The sequence below is a fragment of the Weizmannia sp. CD-2023 genome (assembly GCF_036225245.1).
GTDB lineage: Bacteria > Bacillota > Bacilli > Bacillales > Bacillaceae_C > Weizmannia > Weizmannia faecalis.
This window is the reverse complement of record NZ_JARTJQ010000044.1, coordinates 20,502-32,995: the sequence shown is the minus strand read 5'-3', so window position 1 is coordinate 32,995 and position 12,494 is coordinate 20,502. Positions and strand designations below refer to the sequence as shown.

13 protein-coding genes, 1 tRNA gene and 1 rRNA gene are annotated in these 12,494 nt (G+C 47.4%); 10 read left to right on the top strand and 5 right to left on the bottom strand.

The genetic code is table 11. The features are described 5' to 3' along the window. Positions 1-144: 144 nt before the first annotated feature. The 6 genes from rrf to tsaD all read left to right on the top strand — a co-directional run bounded on the left by rrf (position 145) and on the right by tsaD (position 3,174). Positions 145-260, top strand: a 5S ribosomal RNA gene (gene rrf / locus P9687_RS06395). A gap of 16 nt (positions 261-276) precedes the next feature. Continuing rightward, positions 277-350, top strand: a tRNA-Met gene (locus P9687_RS06390). A 195-nt stretch (positions 351-545) separates the two neighbouring features. Then, positions 546-1,001, top strand: coding sequence for a tRNA (adenosine(37)-N6)-threonylcarbamoyltransferase complex ATPase subunit type 1 TsaE (gene tsaE / locus P9687_RS06385; RefSeq protein WP_014096819.1), 456 nt, complete (start codon positions 546-548; stop codon positions 999-1,001). After that, positions 998-1,699, top strand: a complete 702-nt coding sequence (gene tsaB, locus P9687_RS06380) for a tRNA (adenosine(37)-N6)-threonylcarbamoyltransferase complex dimerization subunit type 1 TsaB (protein ID WP_014096820.1) — start codon at positions 998-1,000, stop codon at positions 1,697-1,699. The genes tsaE and tsaB overlap by 4 nt, the downstream gene beginning before the upstream one ends. A gap of 2 nt (positions 1,700-1,701) precedes the next feature. Further along, the gene (gene rimI / locus P9687_RS06375; RefSeq protein WP_014096821.1) at positions 1,702-2,157 is read left to right on the top strand and encodes a ribosomal protein S18-alanine N-acetyltransferase; all 456 of its coding nucleotides are present in this window, start codon (positions 1,702-1,704) and stop codon (positions 2,155-2,157) included. Next, complete coding sequence (gene tsaD, locus P9687_RS06370) at positions 2,158-3,174, top strand: tRNA (adenosine(37)-N6)-threonylcarbamoyltransferase complex transferase subunit TsaD (RefSeq protein ID WP_017550684.1); 1,017 nt, start codon at positions 2,158-2,160, stop codon at positions 3,172-3,174. Between the two features lie 303 nt (positions 3,175-3,477). On the opposite strand, the gene P9687_RS06365 is transcribed toward tsaD, so the two are convergent. After that, entirely contained in the window at positions 3,478-5,397 is a 1,920-nt protein-coding gene (locus tag P9687_RS06365) for an ABC-F family ATP-binding cassette domain-containing protein (RefSeq protein WP_035190160.1), read from the bottom strand. A gap of 314 nt (positions 5,398-5,711) precedes the next feature. Here P9687_RS06365 and P9687_RS06360 point away from each other — a divergent pair, with 314 nt between their 5' ends. Together P9687_RS06360 and tatC are read left to right on the top strand one after the other, a co-directional pair. After that, the gene (locus tag P9687_RS06360) at positions 5,712-6,395 is read left to right on the top strand and encodes a redox-sensing transcriptional repressor Rex (protein ID WP_014096825.1); all 684 of its coding nucleotides are present in this window, start codon (positions 5,712-5,714) and stop codon (positions 6,393-6,395) included. Between the two features lie 150 nt (positions 6,396-6,545). Next, positions 6,546-7,310, top strand: a complete 765-nt coding sequence (gene tatC / locus P9687_RS06355) for a twin-arginine translocase subunit TatC (protein WP_014096826.1) — start codon at positions 6,546-6,548, stop codon at positions 7,308-7,310. Between the two features lie 36 nt (positions 7,311-7,346). Here tatC and P9687_RS06350 read toward each other — a convergent pair whose 3' ends face one another. Both P9687_RS06350 and P9687_RS06345 read right to left on the bottom strand, forming a co-directional pair. Continuing rightward, positions 7,347-7,544 carry a YdiK family protein gene (locus P9687_RS06350; RefSeq protein WP_013860661.1) on the bottom strand — a complete coding sequence of 66 codons (198 nt, stop codon included), beginning with the start codon at positions 7,542-7,544 and terminating at the stop codon, positions 7,347-7,349. Beyond that, positions 7,541-8,269 carry a CPBP family intramembrane glutamic endopeptidase gene (locus P9687_RS06345; RefSeq protein ID WP_014096827.1) on the bottom strand — a complete coding sequence of 243 codons (729 nt, stop codon included), beginning with the start codon at positions 8,267-8,269 and terminating at the stop codon, positions 7,541-7,543. The genes P9687_RS06350 and P9687_RS06345 overlap by 4 nt, the downstream gene beginning before the upstream one ends. A gap of 368 nt (positions 8,270-8,637) precedes the next feature. Between P9687_RS06345 and groES the strand changes: the two genes are divergently transcribed. Together groES and groL are read left to right on the top strand one after the other, a co-directional pair. Next, on the top strand, positions 8,638-8,922 hold the full coding sequence (gene groES / locus P9687_RS06340) for a co-chaperone GroES (RefSeq protein ID WP_014096828.1): 285 nt from the start codon (positions 8,638-8,640) through the stop codon (positions 8,920-8,922). A gap of 53 nt (positions 8,923-8,975) precedes the next feature. Further along, a complete protein-coding gene (gene groL, locus P9687_RS06335; protein WP_014096829.1) occupies positions 8,976-10,601 on the top strand; it encodes a chaperonin GroEL in 1,626 nt (541 codons plus the stop codon). Positions 10,602-11,054: 453 nt separating this feature from the next. Here groL and P9687_RS06330 read toward each other — a convergent pair whose 3' ends face one another. Together P9687_RS06330 and P9687_RS06325 are read right to left on the bottom strand one after the other, a co-directional pair. Beyond that, positions 11,055-11,444, bottom strand: a complete 390-nt coding sequence (locus P9687_RS06330; RefSeq protein ID WP_014096830.1) for a GtrA family protein — start codon at positions 11,442-11,444, stop codon at positions 11,055-11,057. Positions 11,445-11,475: 31 nt separating this feature from the next. Continuing rightward, the gene (locus P9687_RS06325) at positions 11,476-12,480 is read right to left on the bottom strand and encodes a glycosyltransferase family 2 protein (RefSeq protein WP_014096831.1); all 1,005 of its coding nucleotides are present in this window, start codon (positions 12,478-12,480) and stop codon (positions 11,476-11,478) included. Positions 12,481-12,494: the final 14 nt, after the last annotated feature.

Genomic DNA, 12,494 nt, shown 5'->3' with positions numbered 1-12,494 from the left:
GCGCTGGAGCTAGACAATTTTCAAGGTTAGAAACCGAAGCCATTCTCCGTTTACAGTTTTTTCTCCCATCCGGTTTTGAAGGAATACAATTATTTCTCTTGATAAATAACAGCAACTGTGTTATAATATTTTTTGTCATTAAGGTCCGGTGGCGATGGCGGAAAGGTCACACCCGTTCCCATCCCGAACACGGAAGTTAAGCTTTCCAGCGCCGATGGTAGTTGGGGGTTTCCCCCTGCGAGAGTAGGACGCTGCCGGGCCTGAATATATTATTATCGCGGGGTGGAGCAGTCTGGTAGCTCGTCGGGCTCATAACCCGAAGGTCGCAGGTTCAAATCCTGCCCCCGCAATCGATCAGAACAAGCAGTGGTTTGACTGCTTGTTCTTTATATTTTTCATCCTGTTTTTGCGTATTTATCCAAAATCGGTTAAACTAGAATTGGATTGGAGCATCCTTAGGAACATTCCTAAGGCTTTTTTTATAAGGCGCGCCGTACTTTGGATTGGCGGCAATTTGCGATAAAGTTGTAGAGGAGAGGCGGCAAATGGGGAGTTATCGTTTCGTTTCCAACAGCCCTGAAGAGACTTTTTCTTTTGCAGAAAAAATGGCTGCCCATCTGAAACCGGGGGATGTCCTTTTGCTGGAGGGTGACCTGGGGGCAGGAAAAACGACTTTTACAAAAGGGATTGCGAACGGGCTGGGCATTCGCCGTACCGTGAACAGCCCGACTTTTACCATTATAAAAGAGTACCGGGGGAACCTGCCGCTGTATCATATGGACGTATACCGTTTGGAGGATGCGCAGGAGGACCTTGGTTTTGATGAATATTTTGAAGGTGATGGCGTGACGGTTGTGGAGTGGGCACATTTTATCAAAGATCTGTTGCCTGAGAGCTATTTGGAAATCCGCATTCTCCGCCTTGAAGGAGACCGCAGGCTTATTGAAGCGGAACCGTTTGGGGACCGTTATGTATCATTATGTGAGGAGATTTTTGGATGAAAGTTTTGGCAATCGATACTTCAAATGAAGTGCTGGGCGTTTCATTGGCCGATGATCATGTTGTGCTGGCCGAATATATGACAAATTTGAAAAAAAATCATAGTGTCCGCGTGATGCCGGCTGTGCAGGAAGTCATGGAGGCGTGCGGGATAAAACCGGCTGAGCTGGATAAGATTGTGGTGGCAAAAGGGCCCGGATCTTACACCGGCATACGGATTGGCGTCACGATCGCAAAAACGATGGCCTGGAGCCTTCAAATTCCATTGGTGGGGGTTTCCAGCCTGAAGTTGTTGGCGGCGTCCGGCCGTTATTTTGACGGGTATATTTCCCCGCTTTTTGATGCGCGCAGAGGGCGGATTTATACCGGTTTGTACCGCTATGAAAACGGGGTTTTGCAAACAGTAGTGGAAGATTGCAATGTATCATCCGCTGAATGGGGAACCCGGTTAAGTGCGCTTGAGGCGCCCGTATTATTGATCGGCCAGCATGTTGCCCTTCATGAAGCCGTTCTTGCGAAGAAGCTGGGAGATAAAATGGCGGTAGCAGATTGGACCCTGCATAATCCGAGGCCGGGCGAACTGGCCAGGCTTGGGATGGATGAACCGGACGCGGAGATACACACTTTCGTTCCAAATTACATACGGTTAGTAGAGGCAGAAGCCAAATGGCTTGAAAAGCATAAACGGGAGAGTCACTAAAAATGGAAAAAACGGGGAAAATAACGCTGCGAAAAGCCACGCTTGCAGATTTGGACGGAATTTACAATGTGGAGATGCATTCTTTTACAATGCCGTGGACACGTGAAGCATTTTACAACGAACTGGTTCATAATCATTTTGCCATGTATCTTGTGCTTGTCGAGAATGAAAAGGTTATCGGTTATTGCGGCGTGTGGGTCATTGTCGATGAGGCGCATGTGACCAATCTTGCGGTGCTCCCGGAGTACCGAGGCCGGAAACTGGGAGAGACGCTGTTAAAAAATGTGATGGCTTACGCCGCATTGAACCATGCCAAAACGCTCAGCCTGGAGGTACGCGTCAGCAATATGATTGCGCGCTCCTTATACAGGAAGCTCGGATTTCGGGAAGGCGGCATCCGGAAAGGCTATTACACGGATAATTATGAAGACGCAATTGTGATGTGGGTGAATTTATAAATGGAAAAAGATTTGTTGGTATTAGGCATAGAAACGAGCTGCGATGAAACGGCTGCAGCTGTCATTAAAAACGGGACGGAAATTGTTTCCAATGTGGTCGCTTCCCAGATTGAAAGCCACAAACGGTTCGGCGGGGTGGTGCCAGAGCTTGCATCCCGCCACCATGTCGAGCAAATTACCATTGTCATTGAGGAAGCGATGCAGCAGGCAGACGCGGCTTTTAAAGACCTGGATGCGATCGCCGTGACAGAAGGGCCCGGGCTTGTGGGCGCGTTGCTTGTTGGCGTCAATGCCGCAAAGGCGCTCAGTTTCGCGCATCAGATTCCACTTGTCGGTGTCCATCATATTGCCGGCCATATTTATGCGAACCGGATCGGGCATGAAATGAAGTTTCCGCTGCTTGCGCTTGTCGTTTCAGGCGGTCATACGGAGCTTGTGCTGATGAAGGGCCATGCCGAGTTTGAAGTAATCGGCGAAACGAGAGATGATGCGGCAGGGGAAGCTTATGACAAAGTAGCACGAACGTTGAACCTTCCTTATCCGGGCGGTCCGCAGATTGACCGGCTTGCCCATGAAGGAAAGCCAAATGTTGATTTGCCGCGATCCTGGCTGGAAGGGACTTATGATTTCAGTTTCAGCGGGCTCAAATCAGCCGTCATTAACACCCTCCATAATGCCGCGCAGCGCGGGGAAAGCATCCGGCCTGAAGATATGGCCGCAAGCTTCCAGCAAAGTGTGATTGATGTATTGGTCGGTAAAACCGTGGAGGCGGTAAAAGCGTTTGGCGTCAAAGAAGTGCTGGTCGCCGGCGGTGTTGCCGCGAACAAAGGATTGCGCGCTGCCCTTTCAGAAGCATTCCGGGATCTCCCTGAAGTGGCGTTGCGCATCCCGCCGATCCAGTTATGCACAGACAATGCGGCGATGATTGCCGCATGCGGGACGGTGCTTTTTGAAAAGGGAAAAAGAAGCTCCCTTGACTTAAATGCTTATCCCGGGCTGGACATTGAAAACTTTTAAACAGGGTTGTGAAAAACCGGTGTATGGGAATCGTCCATACACCGGTTTTTTTGGAGATATGCAGGGGAATTGTGCACAATCTGTGGAAAAGTTGTTGATAAATGATTGGACTTGTGTAAAACTTTTAAAATTTTTTCCGGACAGGTTGTGGGTATTGTGGATAAATCTGTTGATAATTGTGGATTTTGTGGAAAAACGTTTTGGAAAGCAAGAAATCAATATACCGCCTGTGCATAAATCTGTGCATGGCGCGAGATGCCAAAATAAAAACCTGTGCAGAAAATTTCCACACAGGTCCAAACATTACTCCGCCAGTTCTGCCCATTCTTCCATCAGCGCGTCCAGCTCCAATTTCCGTTGCTCCAGTTCTTCTGTCAGCTCGCGGATTTTAATATGGTCCTGAAAGATTTCCGGGTCGGCCATTTTTTCTTCCCGGTCATGAATTTCTGTTTCCAACGTTTCAATTCTTGTTTCAATTTCTTCAATCCTCCGCTTTTTTTGCCGCTCGCGTTTTTTTGCTTCTTTATCCTGCCGGTAGTTGTTTTTCGCCGGCTGTTCCGCTTTAACCTTTTCTTGTTTCGTGTTTTCCAGGCGTGCAATTTCCAGCATTTCTTCTTTTTTTTGCACATAATAATCATAGTCGCCGAGAAATTCACGGGTTCCCTCCGGCGAGAGCTCCACCACTTTTGTGGCAATCCGGTTAATGAAATAGCGGTCGTGGGAAATGAACAAAATCGTTCCCGGGTAATCGATGAGCGCATTTTCCAGTACTTCTTTACTGTCCAAATCAAGGTGGTTTGTCGGTTCATCTAAAATTAGAAAGTTCGCCTTTTCCAGCATCAATTTGGCGAGGGCAAGCCGGGCTTTTTCGCCGCCGCTTAAGGATGAGACGGTTTTTAAAACGTCATCGCCGGAAAAAAGAAAATTCCCGAGTGCCGTGCGGATTTCTTTTTCTGTTTTCAGCGGGTATGTATCCCATAATTCCCGGAGGACCGTTTTATTGGAAGATAAGTCGGCCAGTTCTTGATCGTAATAGCCGGTCATAACGTTGGAGCCATATTCGATCGTGCCGGATATCAGCGGGATTCTCCGGATAATCGATTTCAAAAGCGTTGACTTGCCGATGCCGTTCGGGCCGACAAGGGCAACACTGTCTTGTTTTTTGACTGAAAGATGGATGTTTTTGGCAACCGGCTCCCCGTCGTAGCCGATGGCAGCATCCCGGACATGAAGGACTTCGTTCCCGCTTTGTTTGGCAATTTCAAACGAAAACCGGGCAGATTTTTCATCGCCAAGCGGCTTGTCCATCAATTCCATTTTTTCCAGTTGTTTCCTCCTACTTTGCGCCCGCTTTGTCGTGGTGGCACGGGCAATGTTTTTTTGGATGAATGCCTGCAATTTCGCAACTTCTTCCTGCTGCTTTTCATATTGTTTGACCTCTCGCTCGTACTGGGCGGCTTTTTGTTCCAGATACCGGCTGTAGTTGCCGTGGTATTTTTTAATGGAATGCCTTGAAATTTCATAGACCTGGTTGACGACTTTATCCAGAAAATAACGGTCATGGGACACGATCAGAATGGCGCCTTCATAGCCTTGTAAATATTGCTCCAGCCAGGTGAGCGTTTCGATATCGAGATGGTTTGTCGGCTCATCCAAAATGAGGATGTCCGGCTTTGTGAGCAGCAATTTCGCCAATGCAAGGCGTGTTTTTTGCCCGCCGCTTAATGTCCGGATCGGGGTGTTGTAGTCGTACTGGTCAAAACGGAAGCCATGCAGAACTGACCGGATATCCGCTTCGATCTGATATCCGCCTTCATCTTTAAAACGTGTCTGCAAAGTATCATAAGCATGCAGCACTTTTTCATACTCCGCCGGGCGGTTATAAATCTTAGGGTCGGCCATTTTTTGTTCGTATTCGCGAAGCTGTTTTTCCATATCCAGCAAATTTTTAAAAACCGACATCATTTCGTCCCAAATGGACAGATCCGATTCGAGTCCGGTATTTTGGGCGAGATAACCGATTTCGACACCATTCGGCATAATGATGGAACCTTCATCATAAGAAAGCTGGCCGGCGATGATTTTCAGGAGGGTCGATTTGCCGGCCCCGTTTCTCCCGACCAAGGCAATCCGGTCTTTTGTTTGAATTTCTAATTTTATATCCGATAAAATAAGTTCAGCGCCATAATATTTTGTGACTTGTTGAACTTGCAGCAACATCATCTTTATGTTCACCTCTATACCATTGTAAGTGTACAGGAAGGCGAACTGCAACTCAACCGGCGTGATCGGAATTTGTCAAAAAACTTTTCACATAAATTCGTAAAAACCCATGAAAAAAATGCTTACTTGTGATATATTTAACATAGTTGGAGAGAGAAAAAGGCGCATGCAGGCATTTTTTTAAAACATATTTTTTCTTTGCTCAGATAGGAGTAATATTATAATGAAGAATGGCAGCGCTGCCATTCTGGAATGGACGCACGATTGGAACCAACAGCACAAAAAACTTAAGCTTTCAACTTGGGGGATTTCACATGAAGGATGAATCAGTAAAAATACCGCAAGCCACTGCAAAACGGCTTCCATTATATTACCGGTACCTGAGAAATTTATATACACTTGGCAAGCAAAGGGTATCCTCGGCGGAACTGAGTGAAGCGGTGAAAGTCGACTCCGCTACGATACGCAGGGATTTTTCCTACTTCGGGGCACTTGGAAAAAAAGGTTATGGTTATAATGTAAAATATTTATTGTCTTTTTTCGGCAAGACGCTGAACCAGGATGAGATCACAGATGTAGCGCTGGTTGGCGTTGGGAACCTCGGTACAGCCCTTTTGAATTACAATTTTTCGAAGAATAACAGCGCACGGATTGTGATGGCATTTGACAATGACCCCGGGAAGGTGGGGAGCCATGTTGGCAATGTGCCTGTTTACAGCATGGACGAATTAAGAGAACGGCTTTGCGCGGAAGATGTGACGGTTGTGATTTTGACGGTCCCCGCTTCCAGTGCCCAGGCAGTGACAGACGAGCTTGCCAGTACAAATGTAAAAGGCGTTTTAAACTTTACACCTGCCCGGCTGAACGTGCCGCCGGATATCCGCGTCCATCATATTGACCTGGCCGTGGAACTGCAGGCACTGATCTACTTTTTAAAACATTATTCAAATGATGAAGAAAATTTGAAAGAAACAAAAGAGCCGGTTGCGAAGCCATAGCCAAAAAGCTTTTTTTCCGTTATCATAGTGGGTACAGGGGGTGGCCCGATTGAAAACGGAATGCAGGCGCAAATGGCAATGGCCGGATTTGGCTGTGGCGTGCAAAGGGAAAAGGGCGGATTCAACGCCGGCACTTAAAGGGGAACGGCGATGAATACGAAAAAAATGCCGGTTACCGGACACATCCAGGAATTGAGAAAGCGGTTAATTACCGTTCTCATTTTCTTTCTGTTTGCCCTGGTTGTTGGCTTTTTTACCGCAAAACCTGTTATACGTTATTTGCAGCATGCCAAAAATGCCGGCATGTTCACGATGAATGCCTTCAGGGTAACCGATCCTATTAAGGTTTTTATGGAAGTTTCGGTTGTGATCGCATGCCTATTGACCCTGCCGGTGATTTTGTACCAGCTTTGGGCGTTTATAAGCCCGGGGCTGTATGAGAAAGAAAAGAAACTGACATTAAGTTACATTCCTGTTTCCATCTTGCTTTTTATAGCCGGCGTTTCTTTTTCCTATTTCGTGCTTTGTCCGCTGATGGTGAAGTTTATGATGGGCTTGTCAAATGAAATGGGCATTCGTGCGGTGATCGGGATCCGGGAGTATATTCAGTTTCTGCTAGAGATCACGCTTCCGTTTGGCTTTGTGTTCCAAATGCCGGTCGTGGTCCTGTTTCTGACCCGGCTTGGCATCATTACGCCGAGACTGTTGAAAAAGGTAAGAAAATATGCGTATCTTGCTTTGATTGCAGCTGCCGGCATCATCACCCCGCCGGACGTGTTTTCGCAGCTGATTACCTTTGTTCCACTCGTTTTGCTGTATGAAGCAAGCACACTGATTTCGAAAATGGCGTACCGCAATGCCAAAAAAGCGGCAAAAGAAATGCCAATGGATGAACAGACGATTGCTTCTGAATAAGAAAGCCGTTTTCCGGACGGAGCCGGAAAACGGCTTTTATTTTTTCACTGAGTTTTTCAGCTTGAAATGGAGAAAGATCAGCCTGATGCCGGAACCCAGATCCAATGTTGCAATCAACAGCAGTAAATAAGAAAAAAAGCCCCAGCCGCCCACTTGTACCTGCTGAATGGCAAAATAAGTGAACAAAGCCCCGAGCAGGCAGTTTACAATCCCTGAAAAAAGTGGTCTCATCATAGAAGTCCTCCAATTGAGCTGTAAATTTCATGTACGGATGTCTGCAGAACGGACGGGTGCAAAAGCAGCCTCACGACCACAATCGTGTTCATGGAAACATGCGCAAACATGGAAACGGTGATCCGGTTTGTTTTCTCGTATAAATAAGCGAGCGTCAGCCCTAAAAGGGAATATAAAAACAAGTGGCTCGGTTCGGTATGCGCGAGTCCGAAAATAACCGAGCTGACAATACCGGATAAAAGGAATGAAAAGCGCCTGCGCAGCGTGCCGAAAATGATTTTCCGAAAAACGATTTCCTCGAGAATCGGCCCTGCGATCGAGCTGATGAGGATGACGAGCGGAAATCTTTCAATCAGCGCCATGATTTGCTGCGTATTGTTGGAGGCAGCCGGGGCACCGAATAATGATTCAATGATCGCGGCTGCAGTCTGGGCAAAGAAACAAAGAAAGACGCCGCCTATTGCCCATATGGCGGATGGCGCGGCCGGAAGCGGTTCAGTCCGGTCTGTTTCTTTCTTTGCGGCTTTTCTTAAAAAGTACAGGACGATGATCAGCCCGATGATAAAGCTGATGACGGTCCAAAGCGGGGGCGTCAATGTCCGCATGCTGTCTGCCGGTTCGTGGAAAACGTTCACCCCGGCATAGTAGAGCAACGGATACCCGACGGCGCCGGACAGCAGCATAAGGATGTACGTCACGAGAATATACACATACTCTTTTTTCACGCGTTCTTTTCCTTTCTTGCCAGTTCAAAGTTTAAAGGATCGCAAATTCGTCCAATATGTTCATTGTACTATTGAACCGGGCGGGGTTCAAATGCCGTGCGCAGAGCCAGCCTTTTCAGTTGCATATCCGGATGGTGATCAAGCATACTTATAAAAGGGCAAGCGGCTGAAATGGAGGCGCGCAACCGGCATCCTTTGACGGGGCTCTTTAAAGGATGCAGGGCCCGAAAAAAATAAAAAAAGTTGGATGAGAGACTTGCAAAAAAGCAAGGAATTATTTATTATAATAAATGTGTTAGCACTCAACTTATGCGAGTGCTAATAATGGACAAAATTTTACATAATACGAATTAAGGAGGTTGTTTCACGTGTTAAAACCACTGGGTGATCGCGTTGTCATTGAATTAGTTGAATCGGAAGAAAAAACAGCAAGCGGTATTGTCCTGCCTGACACGGCAAAAGAAAAGCCACAGGAAGGCAAAGTTGTGGCTGTCGGTTCCGGGCGTACCCTTGATAACGGTGAACGTGTTGCCATCGATGTAGCAGTAGGCGACCGCATCATCTTCTCGAAATATGCCGGCACTGAAGTGAAATATGACGGAAAAGAATACTTAATCCTTCGTGAAAGCGATATTCTGGCGGTTGTGGAATAAGCCTGGCTTGTTGAAACATAGAAATAACGATATGACATGAGGAGGTTTTATAAATGGCAAAAGAAATTAAATTCGGCGAAGAAGCCCGCCGCGGTATGCTTCGTGGTGTGGATAAACTGGCAGATGCTGTAAAAGTGACATTGGGCCCGAAAGGACGTAACGTCGTTCTGGAAAAGAAATTCGGTTCTCCGCTGATCACAAATGACGGTGTCACGATCGCAAAAGAAATTGAACTCGAAGACGCGTTTGAAAACATGGGTGCCAAACTTGTCTCCGAAGTGGCCAGCAAAACGAACGATGTAGCTGGTGACGGTACAACCACTGCAACTGTTCTGGCACAGGCAATGATCCGTGAAGGCCTGAAAAACGTAACAGCAGGTGCAAACCCGGTTGGCATCCGCAAAGGGATTGAAAAAGCAGTTGCGGCTGCTGTCGAAGAATTAAAAGCCATTTCGAAACCAATCGAAGGCAAAGCTTCCATCGCCCAAGTTGCTGCAATTTCCTCTGCTGACGAAGAAGTCGGCGAATTGATCGCTGAAGCAATGGAACGCGTGGGCAACGATGGCGTTATTACCATTGAAGAATCAAAAGGCTTCTCAACGGAATTGGACGTTGTGGAAGGAATGCAGTTCGACCGTGGCTATGCATCGCCTTACATGGTAACGGATTCCGACAAAATGGAAGCTGTTCTGGATAACCCTTACATCTTAATTACAGACAAGAAGATTTCCAATATCCAGGAAATCCTGCCTGTTCTGGAACAAGTTGTCCAACAAGGCAAACCGTTGTTGCTGATTGCGGAAGATGTTGAAGGGGAAGCTCTTGCAACACTCGTTGTCAACAAACTGCGCGGCACATTCAATGCCGTTGCGGTAAAAGCGCCTGGCTTCGGTGACCGCCGCAAAGCGATGCTCGAAGATATTGCAACCCTGACAGGCGGCGAAGTGATCACAGAAGAACTCGGCCTTGATTTGAAATCTGCAACCATTGACCAACTCGGCCGTGCCGGAAAAGTGGTTGTTACAAAAGAAACAACGACAATCGTTGAAGGGGCAGGCGACTCTGCTGCAATTTCCGCACGTGTAAACCAAATCCGCATGCAATTGGAAGAAACGACTTCCGAATTTGACCGTGAAAAATTACAAGAACGCCTTGCAAAACTGGCCGGCGGCGTAGCGGTCATCAAAGTCGGTGCTGCGACAGAAACCGAATTAAAAGAACGCAAACTGCGCATTGAAGATGCTTTGAACTCTACGCGCGCTGCTGTTGAAGAAGGCATTGTAGCTGGTGGTGGCACGGCGCTGATCAATGTCATCAAGAAAGTTGCTTCCATTCAAGCAGAAGGCGATGTTCAAACAGGCATCAATATCGTTGCACGCGCTTTAGAAGAACCTGTACGCCAAATCGCGGAAAATGCCGGCCTTGAAGGTTCAGTCATTGTCGAACGCCTGAAAAAAGAAGATGTCGGCATTGGTTACAATGCCGCCAATGGAGAATGGGTCAACATGATTGAAGCGGGTATCGTGGACCCGACGAAAGTAACCCGTTCCGCACTTCAAAATGCTGCATCTGTTGCTGCAATGCTGCTTACAACAGAAGCAGTTGTTGCCGACAAACCTGAACCGCCGGCACCTGCAGGCGGCGGCGCCCCTGACATGGGCATGGGCGGCATGATGTAATAAGCGCCTGAAAATGCTGGGATAACGGCTTTTACAGACGTTCAAAACTGTACCATTCCATGTTTCGGTTCATGTTTTAGATCGTTACATTTTTAATGAGGCTCCCGGGAAGTGACCGGGAGCCTCTTTTTTCTGTTTCTCATACACGCTTTGTGTATGCTTACAAATGAACAGGGGTGTTGAAATGGCAAAAGCCGAAAAGAAGGGAAGCGGCATGAGTCCTGTACGGGGTGATTGCGAAATGAAGGGAAGCGTATAAACCGTAAGTAAGATGGTTGCAAAATAGAGGGAAGTGTTTGAGAAAAGTGATTGCGGAATGAAGGCTATGCCCATAAGCCGCTAATGATGGCGGGTGAGGCAAGCGGCAAACGTAAGCGTGGTGGGCGCGAAATGAAGGGCCTGAACAGGTGACAGAAAGAAGGCAAGCCGGTTTTTTTAGGGATGCCGGCCCGGTTATTCCGCGTGTTCACGGAATACCCAGAGCCTTGTGCCAAGAAAATTGACAGCCATCCCTGCCAGTGTGGCAATGATCTTCGCGTATAAAAGCGGCCAGCCCCACTGCTCGTGAAAGAGGAAAAGCAGAAGGGAAGTCAGCGCATAGACAATTAAATTGACGGCGATAAACCGTGAAGCTTCAGCCCATGTTGCTTTTTTTCTTACTTGAAACGTCCAAAACCGGTTCAGCAAATAGCTGTTTGCCATGCCGGCCGTATAAGAACATGCCTGTGCAACCAGATAAGGCACATGGACGGAGGTGAGCAGAAAAAATACGAGAAAATCAACAAGCGTATTTCCGGCGCCGACAATGCAAAACTTAAGAAAAGCGGCATATTGTTTGAGCATGGGTCCAGCAAACCTTTCGTAAGTTGTGTTTTCAAGTTTTCATTGTATCACTGTTTTGGCTTAAGACGAAAGAAGATTTCTCGTTTTTATATAAATTCGTTTCAATGGTATAGCGCGGGCGCCTTTTGACTTCTTTAAAAATTTTGCCGATGTATTCCCCGATCAGCCCCACCGCCATCAACTCTAGGCCGCCAAGGAGCCAAATAGAGATGATCAGGGAAGCCCAACCGGAGACGGTATGGCCGGCAAGCTCCTCTATAAGGGCATAAAGGCCGACAAACGCACTTAAAATAAACGTGACAAACCCGAGGGCCGTCACAAAGCGGACCGGGGTTATGCTGAAAGACGTAATGCCATCCAGGGCAAAAGCGAGCATTTTCTTTAACGGATATTTTGATTCCCCGGCCATCCGCTCTTTTCGGTCATAATACACTTTCGTAGAAGGAAACCCGAGCAAAGGGATAATCCCGCGCAAAAACAGATTTGCTTCTTTATATTTTAAAAGTTCCTCCAATGTTCTCTTGCTCATCAGCCGGAAATCAGCATGGTTCGGCACGAGCTGAATCCCCATTTTTCCCATCAGCCAGTAGAACCCTTGCGCACTTGTCCGTTTAAACCAAGTGTCCGTTTCCCGGCTGTCGCGGACGCCGTATACAATATCGTAGCCTTGCCAATATTTTTCCATAAAATCCCGAATCGCCCGGATATCGTCCTGCAAATCGGCATCAATGGAGATGACGCAGTCGGAATGCTCACTGGCGACCGTAAGCCCTGCAAGCAGCGCATTCTGGTGCCCGGCATTGCGCGACAGTTTAATGCCTTTTACAAACGGATGGCGGGCCGAAGCGGATTCAATGATCTGCCAGGTTTTGTCGCGGCTCCCGTCATCGACAAACAAGAGCGTGCTGTCTTTTGCAATCAGTTTGGACTGGATCAGAGATTCGAGCACCTCTGACAGCTGCTTCATCGTTTCATGCAATACGGCTTCTTCATTATAACAAGGAACAACAATCGTTAATTTCGGATATTGACTCATTCTACAGCATCTCC

Coding starts and splice junctions, on each gene's coding strand:
- tsaD (WP_017550684.1), top strand. CDS start 2,158: ATGGAAAAAGATTTGTTGGTATTAGGCATAGAAACGAGCTGCGATGAA.
- P9687_RS06330 (WP_014096830.1), bottom strand. CDS start 11,444: ATGCTCAAACAATATGCCGCTTTTCTTAAGTTTTGCATTGTCGGCGCC.
- P9687_RS06365 (WP_035190160.1), bottom strand. CDS start 5,397: ATGATGTTGCTGCAAGTTCAACAAGTCACAAAATATTATGGCGCTGAA.
- tsaE (WP_014096819.1), top strand. CDS start 546: ATGGGGAGTTATCGTTTCGTTTCCAACAGCCCTGAAGAGACTTTTTCT.
- P9687_RS06325 (WP_014096831.1), bottom strand. CDS start 12,480: ATGAGTCAATATCCGAAATTAACGATTGTTGTTCCTTGTTATAATGAA.
- P9687_RS06350 (WP_013860661.1), bottom strand. CDS start 7,544: ATGATGAGACCACTTTTTTCAGGGATTGTAAACTGCCTGCTCGGGGCT.
- P9687_RS06360 (WP_014096825.1), top strand. CDS start 5,712: ATGAAGGATGAATCAGTAAAAATACCGCAAGCCACTGCAAAACGGCTT.
- groL (WP_014096829.1), top strand. CDS start 8,976: ATGGCAAAAGAAATTAAATTCGGCGAAGAAGCCCGCCGCGGTATGCTT.
- tatC (WP_014096826.1), top strand. CDS start 6,546: ATGAATACGAAAAAAATGCCGGTTACCGGACACATCCAGGAATTGAGA.
- rimI (WP_014096821.1), top strand. CDS start 1,702: ATGGAAAAAACGGGGAAAATAACGCTGCGAAAAGCCACGCTTGCAGAT.
- tsaB (WP_014096820.1), top strand. CDS start 998: ATGAAAGTTTTGGCAATCGATACTTCAAATGAAGTGCTGGGCGTTTCA.